This window comes from Dongia sp. (genome assembly GCF_041909655.1).
Taxonomy (GTDB): Bacteria; Pseudomonadota; Alphaproteobacteria; order Dongiales; family Dongiaceae; genus Dongia.
This window is the reverse complement of sequence record NZ_JAYRDA010000002.1, coordinates 465665-485328: the sequence shown is the minus strand read 5'-3', so window position 1 is coordinate 485328 and position 19664 is coordinate 465665. Positions and strand designations below refer to the sequence as shown.

General features: G+C 64.2%; 14 protein-coding genes and 1 tRNA gene. 6 read left to right on the top strand and 9 right to left on the bottom strand.

Annotation, left to right across the window (positions count from 1 at the left end; genetic code table 11):
• Positions 1-8 precede the first annotated feature (8 nt).
• From kdpB to ACE3PR_RS05340, 4 genes are read left to right on the top strand one after another with little or no spacing between them, the layout of a single operon-like run.
• Positions 9-2057 carry a potassium-transporting ATPase subunit KdpB gene (gene kdpB / locus ACE3PR_RS05355; RefSeq protein ID WP_374368980.1) on the top strand — a complete coding sequence of 683 codons (2049 nt, stop codon included), beginning with the start codon at positions 9-11 and terminating at the stop codon, positions 2055-2057.
• A gap of 11 nt (positions 2058-2068) precedes the next feature.
• Entirely contained in the window at positions 2069-2638 is a 570-nt protein-coding gene (kdpC, locus tag ACE3PR_RS05350; protein ID WP_374368977.1) for a potassium-transporting ATPase subunit KdpC, read from the top strand.
• 16 nt (positions 2639-2654) lie between these two features.
• Positions 2655-5342, top strand: coding sequence for a DUF4118 domain-containing protein (locus ACE3PR_RS05345; protein WP_374368975.1), 2688 nt, complete (start codon positions 2655-2657; stop codon positions 5340-5342).
• Positions 5339-6043, top strand: coding sequence for a response regulator (locus ACE3PR_RS05340; RefSeq protein WP_374368973.1), 705 nt, complete (start codon positions 5339-5341; stop codon positions 6041-6043). The genes ACE3PR_RS05345 and ACE3PR_RS05340 overlap by 4 nt, the downstream gene beginning before the upstream one ends.
• A gap of 172 nt (positions 6044-6215) precedes the next feature.
• Here the strand turns inward: ACE3PR_RS05340 and ACE3PR_RS05335 are convergent, their stop codons facing one another.
• Together ACE3PR_RS05335 and ACE3PR_RS05330 are read right to left on the bottom strand one after the other, a co-directional pair.
• On the bottom strand, positions 6216-6557 hold the full coding sequence (locus ACE3PR_RS05335) for a hypothetical protein (protein ID WP_374368971.1): 342 nt from the start codon (positions 6555-6557) through the stop codon (positions 6216-6218).
• A 173-nt stretch (positions 6558-6730) separates the two neighbouring features.
• A tRNA-Leu gene (locus ACE3PR_RS05330) sits at positions 6731-6816 on the bottom strand.
• Between the two features lie 636 nt (positions 6817-7452).
• On the opposite strand from ACE3PR_RS05330, the gene ACE3PR_RS05325 reads away from it, so the two are divergent.
• Both ACE3PR_RS05325 and ACE3PR_RS05320 read left to right on the top strand, forming a co-directional pair.
• Complete coding sequence (locus ACE3PR_RS05325) at positions 7453-8538, top strand: DUF2336 domain-containing protein (RefSeq protein WP_374368969.1); 1086 nt, start codon at positions 7453-7455, stop codon at positions 8536-8538.
• A 152-nt stretch (positions 8539-8690) separates the two neighbouring features.
• Complete coding sequence (locus tag ACE3PR_RS05320; protein ID WP_374368967.1) at positions 8691-10736, top strand: transglycosylase domain-containing protein; 2046 nt, start codon at positions 8691-8693, stop codon at positions 10734-10736.
• Here the strand turns inward: ACE3PR_RS05320 and ACE3PR_RS05315 are convergent.
• From ACE3PR_RS05315 to ACE3PR_RS05285, 7 genes are read right to left on the bottom strand one after another with little or no spacing between them, the layout of a single operon-like run.
• Positions 10733-11947 (bottom strand): multidrug effflux MFS transporter, encoded by a 1215-nt coding sequence (locus ACE3PR_RS05315; RefSeq protein WP_374368965.1) that lies wholly within the window; start codon positions 11945-11947, stop codon positions 10733-10735. The genes ACE3PR_RS05320 and ACE3PR_RS05315 overlap by 4 nt on opposite strands.
• Positions 11944-13275: a M16 family metallopeptidase gene (locus tag ACE3PR_RS05310; RefSeq protein ID WP_374368963.1), complete on the bottom strand. Its 1332-nt coding sequence runs from the start codon at positions 13273-13275 to the stop codon at positions 11944-11946. The genes ACE3PR_RS05315 and ACE3PR_RS05310 overlap by 4 nt, the downstream gene beginning before the upstream one ends.
• Positions 13272-14690 (bottom strand): M16 family metallopeptidase, encoded by a 1419-nt coding sequence (locus ACE3PR_RS05305; RefSeq protein ID WP_374368961.1) that lies wholly within the window; start codon positions 14688-14690, stop codon positions 13272-13274. Before ACE3PR_RS05305 ends, ACE3PR_RS05310 begins: the two co-directional genes overlap by 4 nt.
• A 4-nt stretch (positions 14691-14694) precedes the next feature.
• Complete coding sequence (locus ACE3PR_RS05300; protein ID WP_374368959.1) at positions 14695-15291, bottom strand: DUF3035 domain-containing protein; 597 nt, start codon at positions 15289-15291, stop codon at positions 14695-14697.
• A gap of 2 nt (positions 15292-15293) precedes the next feature.
• Complete coding sequence (gene lspA, locus ACE3PR_RS05295) at positions 15294-15803, bottom strand: signal peptidase II (RefSeq protein WP_374368957.1); 510 nt, start codon at positions 15801-15803, stop codon at positions 15294-15296.
• Positions 15800-18655 carry an isoleucine--tRNA ligase gene (gene ileS, locus ACE3PR_RS05290; protein WP_374368955.1) on the bottom strand — a complete coding sequence of 952 codons (2856 nt, stop codon included), beginning with the start codon at positions 18653-18655 and terminating at the stop codon, positions 15800-15802. The genes lspA and ileS overlap by 4 nt, the downstream gene beginning before the upstream one ends.
• Before the next feature lie 28 nt (positions 18656-18683).
• Positions 18684-19658, bottom strand: a complete 975-nt coding sequence (locus tag ACE3PR_RS05285; protein ID WP_374368954.1) for a bifunctional riboflavin kinase/FAD synthetase — start codon at positions 19656-19658, stop codon at positions 18684-18686.
• Positions 19659-19664: the final 6 nt, after the last annotated feature.

Here is a 19664-nt window from a genome sequence, read left to right as displayed (position 1 = left end):
AAGATGAGATGACCACTTCTCGCAAGGCAAGCTTGCTCGACCGCCAGATTCTGACCCAGGCGGCCTGGGCCTCCTTCCGCAAACTGGATCCGCGCCAGCTCTACACCAACCCGGTGATGCTGGCGGTGGAACTGGTGGCGGCGATCGCCACCATCCTCTTCATCCGCGATCTTGCCATCGGCGCCGGCACGTCGTTTGCCGGGCAGATCGTCGTGTGGCTATGGATCACCGTGCTGTTCGCCAATTTCGCCGAGGCGGTGGCGGAAGGCCGCGGCAAGGCCCAGGCGGATGCGCTGCGCAAATCACGCATCAATGCCACGGCGAAGAAGCTCGGCGGCGACGGTCGTGCCTTTGAAATTGTCTCGGCCCTTTCGCTGCGGCCGGGCGATGTCGTCCTGGTGGAAACCGGCGATCTCATCCCGGGCGATGGCGAAGTGATCGAAGGCATCGCCTCGGTCGACGAATCCGCCATCACCGGCGAATCCGCTCCCGTCATTCGCGAAAGCGGCGGCGATCGTTCGGCGGTGACCGGCGGCACCCGCGTCCTTTCCGACGAGATCAAGGTCAAGATCACGGCGGCCCAGGGCTCGACCTTCCTCGACCGCATGATCGGCCTCGTTGAAGGTGCCAAGCGGCAGAAGACGCCCAACGAGATTGCGCTCAACATCCTTCTGGCAGGCATGACGCTGATCTTCATCTTCGCCGTCGCCAGCATCCCCAGCTTCGCCGCCTATGCCGGCGGCAGCGTCTCAGTGATCGTTCTCATCGCCCTTTTCGTCACCCTGATCCCGACGACGATCGGCGCGCTGCTTTCGGCCATCGGGATCGCCGGCATGGACCGCCTGGTGAAGTTCAACGTGCTCTCCATGTCCGGTCGCGCCGTCGAAGCCGCGGGCGACGTCGACACGCTGCTGCTCGACAAGACCGGCACGATCACCCTGGGCAACCGTCTGGCCGCCGAATTCGTGCCGGTGAGCGGTGTCAGTGCCGAGGAACTTGCCAATGCCGCGCAGCTCGCGTCCTTCAGCGACGAGACGCCGGAAGGCCGTTCCATCGTGGTGCTCGCCAAGGAGAAATACGGTCTGCGCGGGCGCGACATGGCGCCGATGCATGCGGTCTTCGTGCCCTTCACCGCGCAGACGCGGATGAGCGGGGTGGATGTCGACGGCCACGCGATCCGCAAGGGCGCGGTCGACGCGGTCATCGATTTCGTCAAAGCCCGCAAAGGCGGCGTCGATGCGGCTTCGCCCGAGCTGACCGAGATCACCGAACGCATTGCCAAGAGCGGCGGCACGCCGCTGGCGGTGGCCGACGGTGCTCGCATCCTGGGCGTCATCCATCTCAAGGACGTGGTCAAGGGCGGCATCCGCGAACGCTTTCAGGAGCTGCGGCGCATGGGCATCCGCACGGTGATGATCACCGGCGACAACCCGCTTACCGCCGCCGCCATCGCCGCCGAGGCCGGGGTCGACGACTTCCTCGCTCAGGCGACGCCGGAAACCAAGCTGAAACTCATCCGCGAAGAGCAGGCCAAGGGCAAGCTGGTCGCCATGTGCGGCGACGGCACCAATGACGCACCGGCGCTCGCTCAGGCCGATGTCGGTGTCGCCATGCAGACCGGCACCCAGGCGGCGCGCGAGGCCGGCAATATGGTCGATCTCGACAGCAATCCGACCAAGCTCATCGAGATCGTCATGATCGGCAAGCAGCTCCTGATGACCCGGGGTGCGCTCACCACCTTCTCGATCGCCAATGACGTCGCCAAGTACTTCGCCATCATCCCGGCCATGTTCGCGGCTTTCTATCCGCAACTCGGTCTCTTGAACGTGATGGGATTGGAGACGCCGGAAAGCGCCATTCTCTCGGCCACCATCTTCAACGCTCTCATCATCGTGGCGCTCATTCCGCTCTCGCTGAAGGGCGTGCGCTATCAGGCCAAATCCGCCGGCTCGCTCCTTGCCAGCAATCTGGTGATCTACGGTCTCGGCGGATTGGTGGTGCCCTTTATCGGCATCAAGCTGATCGACCTCGTCATCAACACCCTCCATATCGTTTGACGGAGATGAACATGTTTGCCCAATTGCGCCCGGCCCTGATGCTGCTGGCCATCCTCACCCTGATCACCGGCCTTGCCTATCCGCTGGCCGTCACGGGCGTGGCCAAGCTCGCTTTTCCCGATGCGGCGAATGGCAGCCTCCTCACCCGCGACGGTGCGGTCATCGGCTCCAGCCTCATCGGCCAGAAATTCGCCGGCGATACCTATTTCCACAGCCGGCCCTCGGCCGCCGGTGCCGACGGCTATGACGCCGCCGCCTCGTCCGGTTCCAATCTCGGTCCCACCTCGCAGGCGCTGGTCGACCGCGTCGCGCAATCGGCCGCGGCCGAACGGGGGGCATCGCAGGACCCGGTCCCGGTCGATCTTGTCACGGCCTCGGGCAGCGGGCTCGATCCCGACATCACGCCGGCGGCGGCCTATTTCCAGGTCGAGCGCGTGGCCGCCGCGCGCGGTCTTGCCCCGGCCGTGGTCGAGACATTGGTCGACGCGCATGTCGAAGGCCGGTCCTTTGGCATCCTTGGCGAGCCGCGCGTGAATGTGCTAACGCTCAATCTCGCCCTCGACGACCTCGCCGCAAAATGACGGATTTCAGAATTCGATGGCCACAGCGTCGGATCCGCTAGGCAGACCTTCCGCCGACGCTCTGCTCGAATCGGCGCAGCGCGAACAACAGGGCCGCCTCAAGATTTTTCTGGGGGCGGCCCCTGGCGTTGGCAAGACCTATGAGATGCTGCTCTCCGGCCGGAAGCGCCGGCAAGAGGGCGTCGATGTGGTGATCGGCGTCGTCGAAACCCACGGCCGCGCCGAAACCGAAGCCCTGGTCGAGGGGCTGGAGATCATCCCGCGCAAATCTGTCGCCTATCGCGGCCGCGACCTGCCGGAGATGGATATCGACGCCATTCTGGCGCGCCGGCCGCAACTGGTCCTGGTCGACGAACTGGCCCATACCAATGCCGAGGGCAGCCGCCATACCAAGCGCTATCAGGATGTCGAAGAGCTGCTGAGCCGCGGCATCGACGTCTATTCGACCCTCAACATCCAGCATCTGGAAAGCCTCAACGACGTGGTGGCGCAAATCACCCATGTCCGCGTGCGGGAGACGCTTCCAGACCGCATTGTCGACCGCGCCGACGAGCTCGAGCTCATCGATCTCACGCCGAAAGACCTCATCCAGCGTTTGAAAGAGGGCAAGGTCTATATGCGCGACGCCGCGGACCGTGCCTTGCAGCATTATTTCGCGGAAGGCAATCTCACGGCCCTGCGTGAGCTGGCCTTGCGCCGCACGGCGCAGCGCGTCGACGACCAGATGCTCAATTACATGCAGTCGCATGCCATCGCCGGCCCCTGGGCGGCGGGCGAACGGGTGCTGGTCTGCGTCAACGAACATCCGGCCTCGTTCGGTCTGGTCCGTTACACCAAGCGCGCGGCCGACCGCATGCAGGCACGCTGGAGCGCCATCCATGTCGAGACCACGCGCTATCACCATCTCTCGGAAAAGGAACGCGACAGGATCGACGAGGCCTTGCGTCTGGCGGAACGCCTGGGGGGCGACGCCGTCACCCTGCCGGGCAGCAGGATCGCCGCCGACCTCATCGATTATGCGCGCGCCAACAACATCACCCAGATCATCATCGGCAAATCGAACCGCTCGCGCTGGTTTGAAGTCCTGCACGGCTCGATCGTGCGCGATCTGGTGCGGGCCTCGGGCAATATCGGCGTGCATGTCGTGGCCGGCGAGCAGGTCACGGACGAGACCGGCGACAGCACCCTGACCGGTGCATATCAACCATTCAATCTGACACCCTTCGTCGGCAGCGCGGTGACGGTGGCACTCGCTTTGCTGGCCGGCCTCGGCATCGACCAGTTCATCGATCTCCCCAATATCTCGATGATGTTCCTGGCGGCCGTCCTGTTTTCCGCCGTAAGGTTTGGGCTGTGGCCGTCTCTTTTTGCGTCGTTCCTCAGCACGCTCGCTTACAACTACTTCTTCCTGGAACCGGTCCACACCTTCACGGTGGCGGACCCCTCCAACGTCATCGCGCTTTTTTTCTTCCTGATGGTGGCGATTCTCACCAGCAATCTCACCGCCAGGGTGCGCGCCGAAGCGCGCGTCTCGCGCCAGCGCGCGGCCTCGACCGCGGCGCTCTATAATTTCAGCCGCAAGGTGGCGGCGATCGGCGAAATGGACGATCTCTTATGGGCCGTGGCGCATCAGATGGCGCTGATGCTGCGCGTCCATGTCATTCTTCTGCTGCCCGAGGAAAACGGCGACATCACCGTGCGCATCGGCTATCCGCCTGATGACGAGCTAAATGCCGCCGACCTCGCCGCCGCGCGCTGGGCCTGGGACCACGGCAAGCCCGCCGGCCGCGGTGCCGAGACCCTGCCGGGCGCCCGGCGCCTGTTCCTGCCGCTGGCGACCGAGCGCGGCAAGGTCGGCGTCATGGGGCTCGACCGCGAAGAAGCCGGTCCGATGTTCGCGCCGGAGCAGAAACGTCTGCTGGATGCGCTCTGCGACCAGGCGGCCGTCGCCATCGAGCGCATCAAGCTGATGCAGGATATCGACAAGGCGCGCGTGCTGAGCGAGACGGAACAATTGCGCACGGCGCTCCTTACCTCGATCTCGCATGATTTCCGCACGCCGCTCGCCTCCATCATCGGCTCGGTCTCGAGCCTGCGATCGCTCTGGCAGAAATTTCCCGACGATACCCGCGAGGAATTGCTGCGCACGGCACAGGAGGAGGCCGAACGCCTCAACCGCTTCATCGGCAATATTCTCGATATGACCCGGCTGGAAGCGGGGGCGCTCGCCCCCTCCATCCAGCCCACCGATATCGGCGAGGTGGTGACGGGGGCACTGGTTCAATCCAAGGCCATGCTGTCGCAGCATCGCGTCACGGCTGCGATTGAGCCGGCCTTGCCCCTGCTCCGGATCGATCCGACCCTCACTGGCCAGATTCTGCTCAATCTCCTCGACAATGCCGCCAAATACGCCCCGCCCGGCAGCGACATTCAGGTTTCGGTCGAGGGCGGGCCGGATGCCGTGGTCGTCAGTGTCAAGGATCAGGGGCCCGGCATTCCCGCGGACGATCTGGAAAAGATTTTCGACCGCTTCTTTCGCGTCGGCGGCGCGGATCGGCGCCGGGCCGGAACCGGTTTGGGCCTCGCCATCTGCCGCGGCTTCGCGCAAGCTATGGGGGCCGGCATGCGTGCCGCCAACCGGAGCGACGGCCCGGGGGCCGTCTTCACCCTGACCTTCCCGACATCCCTGCAGGTGAATGCGTGAGCGCCAGCCAGGACATCCTGATCATCGATGACGAGCCGGCCATCCGCCGCTTTCTGAAAAGCAGCCTGATCGCGCATGGTTTCGGCATCGTCGAGGCGGAGACCGGCCGGGCCGGCCTCGCTGCCTTGGCCCGCGGCCGCTTCGCGCTGGTCGTGGTCGATCTGGGCCTCCCCGACATGGACGGCCATGATCTGGTACGTGCCGTGCGGCAGCAATCGCCCGTTCCAATCATCGTGCTCTCGGTGCGCGACGACGAAACCGGCAAGGTTGCGGCCCTTGACGGCGGCGCCGACGATTACGTGACCAAGCCCTTCGGCATCGATGAGTTCATGGCCCGCGTCCGTGCCGCCTTGCGTCACCGCCTGCAGCAGCAGGGCCAGAGCGCGAGCCTCAGCGTCGGCGATCTCACCATCGACGTTCTCGGCCGCGAGGCGAAACAAGGCGGGGAACACCTCAAGCTCTCGCGCCGGGAATTCGATCTCCTCGTCTACCTCGCCGAACATGCCGGCAAAGTGGTGACCCATCACCAGGCCCTCACCCATGTCTGGGGACCCGGCCATGACGAATACATCGAATATCTGCGCGTCTATGTGCGCCAGCTGCGCCAGAAAATCGAAACCGACCCGCAGAATCCCAAGCTCATTCAGACCGTCCCAGGTGTCGGCTATCGCCTGACCGCCGAACCGGGCGCTCAGCCATAGGAACGGCGGGGCGGTTGTCCGCCGGCCGCGACAAGTTCATCGATCGGGAAATATGTTGCCCCTGGCCGGGCTGGAACGATCTCTGTCCAGTTTTGCTCGATTTCTGTCGAAAGTTGGACATGCCGGTCCGCATATCTTTAGCATTCGTCGGCTTGAGCTTAGCCTGTCCGAGTTACTGGATAGGGCGAAACTGAATCGGGAGGCGAGGATCGGCTCGTACCTGTTTCAGAAGCAGGCATGCGCGTCCCGGTTCGCCGTCTGCCAAGGCCGTTTCGGCCATTGCGAGATTGGCTACGGCGGCAACGAAACCCATGGTCGATGCGGCTGGCTTTAGCTGCCCATCTTCTACCTCTGCCATGAATACCTGGAAGTCGTGGTTACCCGTCAGATCGGCGTTCGTCATTGCGAACCACTGGTCGGCCGAGGTGAGGCCACAGGATTTCGGCGGTTGCGGTGTTTGAGCACACGCTGCAAGAAGAGTCGCCGCGACGACAATCAGGCGCATATCAGGCATCGAATATCCCGCAGGGGAGGTCACAGGGCGAGAGGAAGACAATAGCTTATATTTGCAGCCGCCATATGAAGCTCCCCTTCGAGGGAAATCATGCCATGAACTGGGAAAGTTGGGTGCCTTTCCAAATGGCGAGCGCGACCCTATTGGCCGGTTCGCATATCAGAAAAGTCAGTTGGTGCCCCTGGCCGGACTCGAACCAGCACTCCTTTTGGGAACCTGATTTTGAGTCAGGCGCGTCTACCAATTTCGCCACAGAGGCACCGGGCGTAGGGCCGCTTGAAGCGGCGCGGCGCATATTAGCCAAACAGGCTGCCTTGGCAAGCCGGGAGACCAAGCTGGTCGGCGCGGCAGAATTTGCCTGCCGCTCGGTTAAATTTTCCCGCGGACACATACGCAAGGATGACGCAGTTAGGCAATTTTTGCCTTTTTGGAAACCGGCTTATTCGCAGCAATTTTTACGCAAAATTAACTAAACCGGCGCGCCGTTTCAGAGCTGTGAACCTCACACAATATTGCTGAATTATCGTGATTTTTCGGTGATATCGCGGTTTGGGTAAGGATCAATGCTGGACCTTTCCGCTATGCAAAAACTATTGTTTCCACAGATTGATTCGCGCGTCGTCCGAAGACGATTTTAGGATGATTTAGGATGCTGCGCTGCTCGCCGAAAAGGCATCCAATGGACGGATTGCTTAAGGGCGGCGGCGAAAGAAGGCCTCCGGTGAATCGATCCCCGGTGAATCGATCCCCGGTGAATTGATCGGGTGTGAATCGATCCGGTGGTTTGCAAGAGCGTCACTGGTAATTGAGAGGGACGAAATACGTGGCAAGGTTGACCCAAGCCGATGTGACCCGTTTGGCAGCGGATCCCAGCCCCGCCAAAAGGGGCGCGACCATGCTATCCATTGCCGGTGTCTATCGCGACGAGACCCTGACGTCCGATGAGCGCGAGATCGCTCATGCCATCATCAATGCCGTGCTGCCGGATGCCGAGCTGGATTTCCGCCGGCGCCTGGCCGACACGCTCAAGGACACCCCGCATCTCGACCGCGGCATCGCCCGGCGTCTGGCCGAGGATGTGCTGGAAGTGGCCCGTCCGATTCTGGCCGAAAGCCTCGCTTTGGCCGACGCGGATCTGGTCGGGGTTATCGAATCGCGCTCGATCGAACATGCCCGTGTGATCGCCACGCGCCGGGAATTGTCGGCCGAGGTGTCGACGGCCCTCATCCGCACCGATGACGAAACCGTCGTGTTGCGCGTCGCCGCCAACGAGAATGCCGCCATTCCGACGGCGGCCTATCACCGGATCCTCGACCGGTTCGGCGAACAGGCCACCATCACCGATGCCGTGGCGCAGCGCCGCGCGCTCCCCATGGCGGTCGCCGAACGGATGACGACCATCGTCACCGGGCGCCTCCTCGAGCGGATGATCGACAAGTACAATCTGGAACCGGCGCGGGTCTCGGCCATCATCGAGCATGGCCGCGAGAATATCCTGCTCACCTCCTTCGCCCCGGGCCAGCGCGCCGAGGAAATGCGCGCGCTCATCGAGGCTTTGCATCAGAACGGTCTCCTGAGTTCGACTCTGGTGCTGCGGGCCTTCTGCCTCGGTAATTTCGCCTTTGTCCTCCCGGCCTTGAGCCTGCAGGCGGGCATTCAGATCAGCAATGTCCGCGCCCTTCTCGGCGACGAGGGTGCGCGCGGCCCGCAGCAACTCTACGAGCGCTGCCAGCTTGATCCCGCCTTCCGCGAATTGTTCCTGCAATTGACGGTCCTCGGTCGTCACGAGCGGGTGCGCCGCTTCGGCTTCGCCCCGGAAGGCTGGCGCACCAATGTGCGCCCGGTCCTCGACGACGTGATCGGCGATACCAATCCCGAACAGGCCTTCGAGCAGCGCATCACCGAAGCGCTGATGTCGATGGCCAGCCGCCACGGCGACGGGCTGCAGGGTCTTGCCAGCCGCCGGGCCGCGGGGCGTTGATCGCGGCCTGCCGTCGAGCCACCTTGCTCGCCGGAATTTGATCGCCCGATTGTCCTAAACCTGCCGCAATTCATGGCCATATGACGGCTGAGCGCGCCGCTGCCCACACCGCACGGGGTGGAAGCGGCGGCGCGATCTGCTAAAAGGCGGCCATGACTTCGACCGAATCGCACCGACCGACCAAGCCGGCCCGTTCCTGGCGCCGCCGCCTGGCGATCTTCACCCTGAAATGGGGCCTGGTGGCGTCGATCTGGGGCGGCTTTGTCGGCCTCGTCTTCGTCGCCTGGTGCGCCTACGACCTGCCCGACGTCTCGAAACTCAACGAGATCAAGCGCCGCGCCTCGGTGAGCCTCCTGGCCAGCGATGGCAGCCTCATCGCTTCCTATGGCGATCTCTATGGCAGCGCAGTGGCCTTGCGCGATCTGCCGCCCTATCTCCCCGCGGCGGTCATCGCCACCGAGGACCGCCGCTTCTACGATCATTTCGGCATCGATCTCAAAGGCCTCGCCCGCGCGGTCTATGTCAATTTGCGCGAAGGCCGCTGGGTACAGGGCGGCAGCGGCATTACCCAGCAGCTTGCCAAGAACATCTTCCTGACGCCGGAACGCTCGCTCCACCGCAAGGGCCAGGAGGTGCTGCTGGCCCTGTGGCTCGAACAGAACTTCACCAAGGACCAGATCCTCGAGCTCTATTTGAACCGGGTCTATTTCGGTGCCGGCACCTATGGTGTCGATGCCGCCGCGCGGAAATATTTCGGCCGGCCGGCGAGCGAGGTTTCGCTCTTCGAGGCCGCCATGCTGGCCGGCATGCTGAAGGCGCCCTCGCGCTACAATCCCTTGAACGACAAGGCGCTCTCCCGTGACCGCGCGCGTCTGGTGCTGCAAAGCATGGTGTCCGCGGAAATGATCGATGCCGATCTCGCCGAGGCGGCCGCCACCATGACGGCGCCCTCGGTCAGCAAGGAAGCCCATGGCCAGATCGGCCAGTTCTATGCCGATTGGGTGCTCGATCAGGTCTCGTCCTTTGTCGGCTTTGCCGAGGAGGATCTGATCGTCGAAACCACGCTCAACCCCGCGCGCCAGCGCATGGCCGAGCAGCATCTCACGGCCATCATCGCCGAGAAGGGCCCGGCGCAGAAGGCGAGCCAGGCGGCACTGGTTGCCATGACGCCGGAAGGCGCCGTCGAAGCCATGGTGGGCGGCGTCTCCTATCGCGACAGCCAATTCAACCGGGCGACACAGGCGCAACGGCAACCCGGTTCCGCCTTCAAGGCCTTCATCTTCGCGGCGGCCTTCGAGAGCGGCCGCTTCGGGCCCAGCTCGCGCATGATGGATGCGCCGATCAAGATCGGCAAATGGCAGCCCGGCAATTACAACGACAAATATTACGGCGACGTCGATCTCAGGGAGGCCTTTGCCCGCTCGCTGAATTCGGTGGCGGTCCGGCTCTCCGAACAGACCGGGCGCAAGAACGTCATCGCGACCGCGCAGCGCCTCGGCATCACCTCGCCGATCAGCGGCGATGCCTCGATCGCATTGGGCACCAGCGAGGCGTCGCTCCTCGACATGACCACCGCCTATGCCGTCTTTGCCCATCAGGGGCGCGGTGTCTGGCCCTATACCATCAACCGCATCACCACGCGCTCGGGCAATGTGCTCTATGAGCGCAGCGGCTCCGGCCCCGGCCGTGTCGCCGGCGGGATGGCCGTCAATCAAATGCTGGATGTGATGGCTGCCGTCACCGGTTGGGGCACCGGCAAGAAGGCCGCTCTCGACCGCCCCACCTACGGGAAGACCGGCACCAGCCAGAATTTCCGCGATGCCTGGTTCATCGGCTTCACCGCCGATCTCGTCACCGGCATCTGGGTCGGCAATGACGATAACAGCGCCATGGACCAGGTCACCGGCGGTTCGCTCCCGGTCGAGATCTGGCACGATTTCATGGCCGATGCGCTGGCCGGCACGCCGGCACGCGATGTGGTGCGCCCGGCCGGCGGCTATCTCGCGGCACCCGTCACCCAGGCCCCGACCGAACTCAGCCCGGCGCCGGCGGCGGTGCCGGAGGAAGCGCCCTCGGGGATCGGCGCGCTGCTGGACAGCATTCTGGGCGGCGGTTCGGAAAGTTCCGGAGGCAGCGGCGGCACGCAGCAGCCGGCGGCGAAGCCGCGTCTCAACGAAGAGCGACCCGGCCGGGATTAAGCCGTGGCTGTGCGGCTGCGGATCACCCGCCAATAGACCGCCATCTGCGCCACACTCATCAAGGCGATCATCAGCGTCATCGGCACGGCTGAGGGCGAACCGATCAATCCCAGCACGCCGCCGACGGCGGCCGCTACCGCCATCTGCACGAAGCCGAGCAGGGCCGAAGCGGCGCCGGCCGATCGCGGGAACGGGCCGATGGCACCCGCCTGTGCCGCCGGCATGGTCATGCCGATGCCGATCATGTAAGGGAGCAGCGGACCCAGCACCGAGACCACCGAAACTTCGCCCAGGAGATTGACCGCCACGAGCAGCGCCGCACTCACCAGCGCGATCCCGGAGCCCCAGCCCACCAGGCGTTCCGGCCCCAGACGGCGCGCGAGGCGACCGCCGCTCACCGCGCCGATGATGTAGCCGATGACGAAGACCGAGAAGCAGAAGCCGTAATAGCGCGGCGGCACCTGGAGCACGTTGATGAAGACGAAGCTCGATCCGGAGATGAAGCAGAAGATGCCGCTATAGCCGAAGGTCGCCGCCAGCACATAACCGAAATAGACGCGGTGGCCGACCAGTTCGCGATAGATGCGGAACCAGGCCAGGGGATTGGCGGCGCGGCAATCGCGCTCGGTATTGGTCTCGGGCAGCAGGAAGAGAACGGCGCCCAATCCCAGCAGGCCATAGAGGGTGAGAAAGGCGAAGCAGGCGCGCCAGCCCCAGGCCTCGGCCAGGAAACCGCCCAGGATCGGGGCTATGGCGGGCGCCAGCGCCACCGCCGCACTCAAATAGGAAAGTACCCGCGTCGCCCCTTGCGGACCCACCAGATCGCGCACCATGGCGCGCGACAGGACCGGCCCAGCGCAGGCGCCCAGCGCCTGGAGAAAGCGGAAGCCGACCAGCATGCCGATGCTGTCCGCCAGCATGCAGCCGAAACTCGCCAGCGTGAAGATGACGATGCCGCAGCCTAGAACCGGGCGACGGCCGAAGCGGTCGGAAAGTGGTCCATAGACCAGGATGGCGGCGGCAAAACCGATCAGGAAGGCTGACAGGGTCGCTTGCGCATGCGCTTCGTCGACGCCGAAGGAACGGGCGAGTTCCGGCAAGGCCGGCAGATAGAAATCGGTCGAGAGTGGGCCGAGAGCCACGAGGGCGGTAAGGATCGCGACCGTCAGGCGATTGATGCCCGGCGCGGCAGCAGTTTCAGCAGATCTCATGGCAAGGTGGCGGGAACGGAGCCTTCGACGCCCACCGGCTGACCGGCGATGACGATGCTGAGCGCGCTGTCATCGAGCAACCGGCCGGCGACGCGGCGCACATCCTCGAGCGTCACCGCGGCGATTTCCGCCTGGCGCCGTTCCATGTAATCGATGCCGAGATCGGCCATCTGGATGCCGAGCAGTGTATCGGCGGTGCGCGAGGTGGTGGTCAGGTTGCGGGGGTAATAGCCCAGCAGATAATCCTTGGCCGATGCCAATTCGGCTTCGGTCGGGCCTTCCCTGGCCATGCGCTGCCATTCTGCGCGCAAGATCTTCAGCGTCTCGGCCACCTTGTCGTTGCCGGTCTCGAAATGACCGGTGATGAGGCCGACGCGGTCAAGCGTGACGAGGTCCGTGCTGACGCCGTAGGTGAGGCCGCGCTTCTCGCGGAGTTCGGTCATCAGCCGCGAGGAGAAACCGCCGCCGCCGAGTGTGTAGTTCATCAGATAGGCGGCGAAGAAATCGGGATCGTCACGCTTCAATCCCGGCTGCGCGAAAATGATGCTGGCCTGGGGGATGTCGCGCTCGACCACCAGCACGCTGCCGGTTTCGTTGGGCGTGACCTCGGCCAAGGCGATGCTCGGCCCGGTCTTCGGCAGGGCGCCGAAAGCGCGATCCAGCAGCAGGCCCAGCGTCTTGGGATCGATGTCGCCGGCCGCGGCAACGAAGAGCCGATCGCGGGTGAGGCGGTCGCGCACGAAACCCTTGAGATCCTCGGCACCCAGCGCCGACATCGAGGCTTGTGTGCCGTAATCGGGGCGCGCATAGGGATCGTCGCCCAACACCTGCTTGTTGAGAACGCGGCTGGCGACAGCATCGGGTGAACGGTTCTCGCTTTCGATCGCGATCAGCAATTGCCGGCGGATGCGCTCCACAGGTTCCGCGTCGAAGCGCGGCTGGGTCAAAGCGAGGGCGAGCAAATCGATGGCCGGTTCGGCATGTTCGGTCAGAACGCGCAATCGCCCACTGAAATCGTCGCTAGCAGCATTGAAGCTGAAATCCATGCCCAGTTCTGCCAGGCGCTGCTGGAACGCGGCGGAATCGAGTTCGCCTGCTCCCTCGTCGAATAGGCCCGACGCCAATTGTGCCAGCCCCTCTTTGCCCTTGGGATCAAGGGCCGACCCGCCGCGGAACCCGAAGGCGAGCGAGAAGATCGGCACCGCGTCATCCTCGATCAGCCAGGCTTCGATTCCGCCGGGGCTCACCACGCGCTGGATCTCGGCGGCCCGTGCCGGCGCCGCCGCAAAGACCAGCGCAGCAAGCAGGAAAGTGGCAAGGCGCATCATGGCGCCGAACCTTCCGGAGCGGCATCTTCCGGCGTCAGGATCGCAGTGACACTATTGGCGGGGGTGAGAACCTCGCGCGCCGCCGCCATCACCTGTGCCACCGTTACAGCCTCGATCCGCTCCGGCCAGGCCTGCAATTCGTCGAGCGTCACGCCCGTGCCCAGCGCATTGGCGACCAATTGCGCCGGACCGCTCAAACTGTCGCGCGCCTTCACGGAGGCGATCTGCAGCCGCTGCTTCGCCGCGTCGAGTTCCGCCGCGGTGATGCCGTCCTTCAACAGTGTCCCGATTTCGGTATCGAGCGCTTTCTCGACTGCGACCAGCGCATTGGCATCGCGCGGCGCGACATAGAAGAAGAAGCGGCCGTAATCGCGGGCATCGCCGCTATAACCGGCACCGGCCGAGATGGCGATCCCTTGCTCGACCACCAGCCGGCGATGCAGCCGCCCGACCATGCCGCCATCCAGGATCTCGCCCAGCACCGTCAGGGCATAGGCGGCGTCCTTGGCCGCCGGCGCAAGAGCGGCGCTGCGATAGCTGGGGGCTATGTAGCTGCGCGAGATGGAAGGATAGCGCGTCTCCGGGCTGGACAGAGACAACCTGCGCGCGGCCACGGGCGGCGGTTCGCTGAGGCGCTGCTGCGGTGGCACGGCTTTGCGCGGGATCGGACCGAAATTCTTCTCCGCGAGTTCCCGCACGTTCGCCGCCGTCACGTCGCCCGCCACCACGAGGATCGCGTTGTTGGGCGCATACCAGCGGGCATAGAAGTTCTGCGCGTCCGCGGTGGAATAGGTCTCCATCTCGTGGCGCCAGCCGATCACCGGCTTGCCGTAGGGATGGTTGCGGAAGAGGGCGGCATTCACCGCCTCGGCGAGGCGGCTACCGGGATTGTTATCGATATTCTGGCTGCGCTCGTTCAGGATCACGTCGCGCTCCGGCAGTACCACATCCTCGGTCAGGCGCAGATGGGTCATGCGGTCCGCCTCCATCGCCATGACCTCGCCCAGATGTGTTGTGGCGATCTCCTGGTGATAGGCGGTGATGTCCTGGCTGGTGAAGGCGTTGTCGCTGCCGCCGAACCTGTCGACGATCTGAGAGAATTCCCCGGCCTTGAGCTTGTCGGTCGCCTTGAACATCAGATGTTCAAGGAAATGGGCGATGCCGTTCTTGCCCGGCTCGCCATCGGCGGCACCCACCTTGTAGACCACCATCTGATAGACCACCGGTGCCAGATGTTTCGGGAGGACGACGACCTCGAGCCCGTTCTCGAGGGTGAAGCTCTCTGCGTCGAAGAGATCCGCTTTGGCGGGGGCGGGACCGCAGAACAGCAGGGCCAAGACGCCAAGGCCGGCGCAAACTGCCGCCGGCCCTGATTTTTCGCTTCTGGCAAGCGAGCGCATCGGAAAATGGGACAAGGGGCTAGAACAACCCTTCCAGCACCCCTTTTTGGCGCCGCTCGATCGTGGGCACGGTGCCCTGGGTCGGCGGCGCGCCGAGCGCGGCGTTTTCCTGCAGGCGCTTTTGTTCCTCGGTCGGATTGACCACGGTGCCGTAGGGTTCGGGCTTCCGCCAGAACACGATCGCATCAAGCATCTGCTGCGAATCCGCTTCGTCCGAGGCGGTCTCCGTATCCACCACCTGGCGGATATTGGGATCGACGCCGGCGATACCGGCCGATTGCAGCAAGGAGGCTTCACCGGCGGATTGGGCGCTGGATGCTTCGCCGACGCCGATCTCGGGCAGACGGCTGGGTGTGCCGCCGGCATCGGGATAGCCGAAAACGACGCGCTCGGCCTGCTCGCGGACGGTGCCTTCCTGCGGGCGCGGTGCCCCGGGTGTCGGTGGCCGCAGATTGTAATCGGGCGGCATGGACAGGGGCGCGTTCGAGACGACCTGGAATTCGTCGGGCGAGCGCTTCGTCAAACCCAGCGCCTCGCGTGTCGTGTTGCTGCAGCCACCCGCGAGGGCGGGCAGCGCCAACAGGCACAATGTGCTGATCAAAAGCTTGCTACGCATGGTTACTCGGCCTCCGGTCGGGGGCTATTTTTACCCCGATCGCGGCCCTGAAACAACCCGTCGAACAGCAACAGCAATACGCCGATCGTGATCGCTGAATCGGCCAGGTTAAAGGCCGGCCAATGCCAATTACCGACATAAAAGTCAATAAAATCAAAGACCGCGCCGAACCGGAACCGGTCGATCACATTGCCGATGGCCCCGCCGATCACCAACCCGATCCCGTAGGCAGGGAGCGGATCGGGGAGGCGCATCAGCCAGATGAAGAGGCCGAGGCTCACCAGAATGGCGAGGCCGGCCAGCAGCATCGGCCCCGACTCGCTCAGCATGCTGAAGCTCACCCCGGTGTTCCAGGCCATCACGATGTTGAGCGACGGCATGACCGGAATGACGCGGGGCGGCTGCATCACCTCCACCATGATGAGCCATTTGGTGAACTGGTCGGCGACGATGATGAGGCCGGCCAGGATCACAGCCTTGCGGAAGAGGGCGGGGGCGGCGGGGCGCATCATGCCGCCTCCACCGCGCCGGCGCAGCGATGGCAAAGCGTGGGATGGGCCTTGTCTTCGCCGACTTCCGGCAGGACCTGCCAGCAGCGCTCGCATTTCTCGCCGTCGGCCAGATTGACGATGGCCGCCACACCGGCGACGTCGGGCAGGGTGATGGCCTCACCTGGCGCCGCCTCATCGGCGAGTGTGACGCCGGACGTGATGGCGATCTCGCGCAAATCGAGCCCGGCCAGTTGCTGCCGGCGCTCGGCGGAAAGATGGACCGTGGGATGCGCCTGCAAACTGGCGCCGATCTTTTTCTCGGCGCGGGCGAGTTCCAGGGCGCCGGTGACGACGCGGCGGATGTCGCGGATGTTGACCCATTTGGCGGCGAGAACCTCGTCTTTCCAATCCATGGGGATGACCGGGATCACGCGCAGATGCACGCTTTCTTCGCCGTCCTTCCAGGGCCGTGCGCGCCAGGCCTCTTCCGCGGTAAAGCAGAGGATGGGCGCCAGCCAGGCGGTGAGGCAGGAGAAGATTTCGTAGAGCACCGTGCGTGTGGCGCGGCGGCGGATGCTCGTCGGCCGGTCACAATAGAGCGCGTCCTTGCGGATGTCGAAATAGAAGGCCGAGAGATCGACCGCGCAGAAATTATGGAGCTCGGTGAAGAGGCTGTGGAAATCGTAATCCTCGGCCGTCGCCCGCACCTTGGCGTCGAGCTCGGCGAGGCGATGCAGCACCCAGCGGTCAAGCTCCGGCATTTCCTTGGCGGGCAGGCGTTCGCTCTCGGACCAGCCGTCGAGGGCGCCCAGCACGTAGCGGAAGGTGTTCCGCAGGCGGCGGTAATGATCCGCCATGAATTTGATGATTTCGTTGCCGATGCGAAGATCGTCGGAATAATCCGACGCCATCACCCAGAGTCGCAGGATGTCGGCGCCGTATTGTTCCATCACCTTTTGCGGCGCCACCACGTTGCCGAGCGATTTCGACATCTTGCGGCCCTGCTCGTCGAGCACGAAGCCATGGGTGAGGACGCCCTTATAGGGCGCCCGGCCGCGCGTCCCCACACTTTCCAGCAGCGAGGAATGGAACCAGCCCCGATGCTGGTCCGAGCCTTCGAGATAGAGATCGGCCGGGCTGGTCATGTCCCAGCTCGGATCGGCGCGGGTTGCTGCTTCCAGCACGAAGGCATGGGTCGAACCGGAATCGAACCAGACGTCAACCACGTCCTTCACCTGTTCGAAATCGTCCGGGCTGTAATCATTGCCGAGGAAGCGCGAGGGATGGCTCGCATACCAGGCATCCGCACCTTCCTTCATGAAGGCATCCGCGATGCGGTCGATCACCTTCTGGTCCCGCAAGGGTTCCTGAGTCTTCTTGTTGACGAAGATGGCGATGGGCACGCCCCAGGCGCGCTGGCGGCTGATGCACCAATCCGGCCGGTTCTCGATCATCGAGAAGAGGCGCGTCTTGCCGCCTGCCGGCACGAATTTGGTCTTCTCGATTTCGGAAAGCGCCGTCTTCCGGAGATCGTTCTTCTCCATGGAGATGAACCATTGCGGCGTGTTCCGGAAGATGACCGGCGCCTTCGAACGCCAGGAATGCGGATAGGAATGCTTGATCTTGCCGCTGGCCACCAGCATGCCGCGTTCGGTGAGCGCCGCGATCACCGCATCGTCGGCATCGCCCTTCTTGCCGTATTGCGTCAACACCTTCTTGCCGGCAAACAGCGGCACATGGTCGTAATAGGCGCCGTCCGGGCCTACCGTCTGCGGCACCTCGATGCCGTTGGCGAGGCCTAGCTCGTAATCGTCCGCGCCATGGCCGGGAGCGATATGGACGAAGCCGGTACCAGCTTCGGTCGAGACGAAATCGCCGGCATAGGGCCGCACCTCGAAATCATAGCCCGAGCCGTGCAACGGGTGACGTGTCACCGAGCCGGCGAGATCACTGCCCTTGCCGGACCAGATCACCTTGGCCGCGGTGATCGCAGCCTTCTCCTCGAAAGCCGCACGCAATTCCGCGGCAACGACCAGGCGGTCGCCCGTCTTCACATGCGCATTCTCGCCGGTGGCACTTACTTCCAGGCCGACATATTCGATGTCCTTGCCGAAGGCGATGGCGCGGTTGCCCGGGATGGTCCAGGGCGTCGTCGTCCAGATGACGATGGCGGCGCCTTTGAGATCACCGGGGCCCTTCTCGATCGGGAACTTCACCCAGATCGTGTTGCTTTCATGATCGTGATACTCGACCTCGGCTTCCGCGAGCGCCGTCTTCTCGACCACCGACCACATGACCGGCTTCGAGCCGCGGAACAGGCCGCCATTCATCAGGAACTTGCCGATCTCGCGCGCGATCTGCGCCTCCGCGGGGTAGCTCATGGTGAGATAGGGATGCGCCCAATCGCCAGCGACGCCCAGGCGCTTGAATTCCTCGCGCTGGACGTCGATCCATTTCTCGGCGAATTCGCGGCACTGCCGGCGGAATTCGTTGATCTCGACTTCGTCCTTGTTCTTGCCGGCCTTGCGGTATTGTTCCTCGATCATCCATTCGATCGGCAGGCCATGGCAGTCCCAGCCGGGAACGTAATGCGCGTCCTTGCCCAGCATCTGCTGCGAGCGGTTGATCACGTCTTTGAGGATCTTGTTGAGCGCGTGGCCGATATGGATGTTGCCATTGGCGTAAGGCGGGCCGTCATGCAGCACGAATTTCTCTTTGCCCACCGCCGCCTTGCGCATCTTGCCGTAGAGATCCATCTGCGCCCAGGAATCGAGGATCGCCGGTTCCTTCTTCGGCAGATCGCCGCGCATGGGAAAATCGGTCTTCGGCAGGAAGACGGTGTTCTTGTAATCTTTCTGGCTGTCGCCGCTCATGATCTCGTTCCGGATATCTAAATGTGTTTCAGTGCCGCGGCTTCTGGCCGGGCGGCGGTCCCTGATAGTCTTTGAGCCGCCGGCGCGCATCGGCGCTGTCGGCGGCAATCTGGGCCTTCAAGGCATCGAGCCCGTTGAATTTCATCTCGGGCCGGATGAAGTCGATGAGGGCGACGCGCAGATGCTTGCCGTAGAGATCGCCCGAAAAATCGAAGAGATGCACTTCCAATTGCACGCGCGTGCCGCCCACGGTCGGCCGCATGCCGAGATTGGCAACACCCGCGATCCAATCGGGCGTCTCGCTGGAATCGTCGGCCGCCATGACCGCATAGACGCCGAGCTTGGGTTCCATGAATTCGCCCAGGGCAATGTTCGCGGTGGGAAAGCCCAATTGACGACCGCGCGCATCGCCATGCTCGACCCGGCCTTCGATCTCCCAGGGGCGGCCCAGGGTCGCGGCGGCGGCGGCGGGCTTGCCGTCCTTCAATTGCTCGCGCACCAGGGTCGAGGAATAGGCCGGGCCGTCACCGGCTTTGGCGGCGGCGACCGAGGTCACGCCGAAACCGTGGCGCCCGCCGAATTGCGTGAGCAGGCTGGCATTCCCGGCGCGACCCTTGCCGAAGCAGAAATCGTAGCCCACCACCACATGGGCGATGCCGAGCCCCGCCACCAGGACCTCCTCGACGAAATTATCCGCTGTCCGCGCCGCCATCTCGGCGTCGAAGGCGAGGTCGTAGAGGAACTGGACGCCGAGCGCCTGCAGATGCCGCGTCTTGATGCGGAAGGGAGTCAGGCGGAAGACGGGATCCTGCGGGCGAAAGAAGCTCCGCGGATGCGGCTCGAAGGTGAGAACACCCAAAGGTGCCTTATGCGCCTCGGCGATCTCGGCCGCCTGCCGGATCACCGCCTGGTGACCCAGATGCACGCCGTCGAAATTCCCCAGCGCCAGAACGGCGCCGCGGCCCTCGGGCGGCACATCGGCCAGATGTCGGATCAGGCGCATGCTGTC

Coding starts and splice junctions, on each gene's coding strand:
- kdpB (WP_374368980.1), top strand. CDS start 9: ATGACCACTTCTCGCAAGGCAAGCTTGCTCGACCGCCAGATTCTGACC.
- kdpC (WP_374368977.1), top strand. CDS start 2,069: ATGTTTGCCCAATTGCGCCCGGCCCTGATGCTGCTGGCCATCCTCACC.
- ACE3PR_RS05345 (WP_374368975.1), top strand. CDS start 2,655: ATGGCCACAGCGTCGGATCCGCTAGGCAGACCTTCCGCCGACGCTCTG.
- ACE3PR_RS05335 (WP_374368971.1), bottom strand. CDS start 6,557: ATGCCTGATATGCGCCTGATTGTCGTCGCGGCGACTCTTCTTGCAGCG.
- ACE3PR_RS05325 (WP_374368969.1), top strand. CDS start 7,453: ATGCTATCCATTGCCGGTGTCTATCGCGACGAGACCCTGACGTCCGAT.
- ACE3PR_RS05320 (WP_374368967.1), top strand. CDS start 8,691: ATGACTTCGACCGAATCGCACCGACCGACCAAGCCGGCCCGTTCCTGG.
- ACE3PR_RS05315 (WP_374368965.1), bottom strand. CDS start 11,947: ATGAGATCTGCTGAAACTGCTGCCGCGCCGGGCATCAATCGCCTGACG.
- ACE3PR_RS05310 (WP_374368963.1), bottom strand. CDS start 13,275: ATGATGCGCCTTGCCACTTTCCTGCTTGCTGCGCTGGTCTTTGCGGCG.
- ACE3PR_RS05300 (WP_374368959.1), bottom strand. CDS start 15,291: ATGCGTAGCAAGCTTTTGATCAGCACATTGTGCCTGTTGGCGCTGCCC.
- lspA (WP_374368957.1), bottom strand. CDS start 15,803: ATGATGCGCCCCGCCGCCCCCGCCCTCTTCCGCAAGGCTGTGATCCTG.
- ileS (WP_374368955.1), bottom strand. CDS start 18,655: ATGAGCGGCGACAGCCAGAAAGATTACAAGAACACCGTCTTCCTGCCG.
- ACE3PR_RS05285 (WP_374368954.1), bottom strand. CDS start 19,658: ATGCGCCTGATCCGACATCTGGCCGATGTGCCGCCCGAGGGCCGCGGC.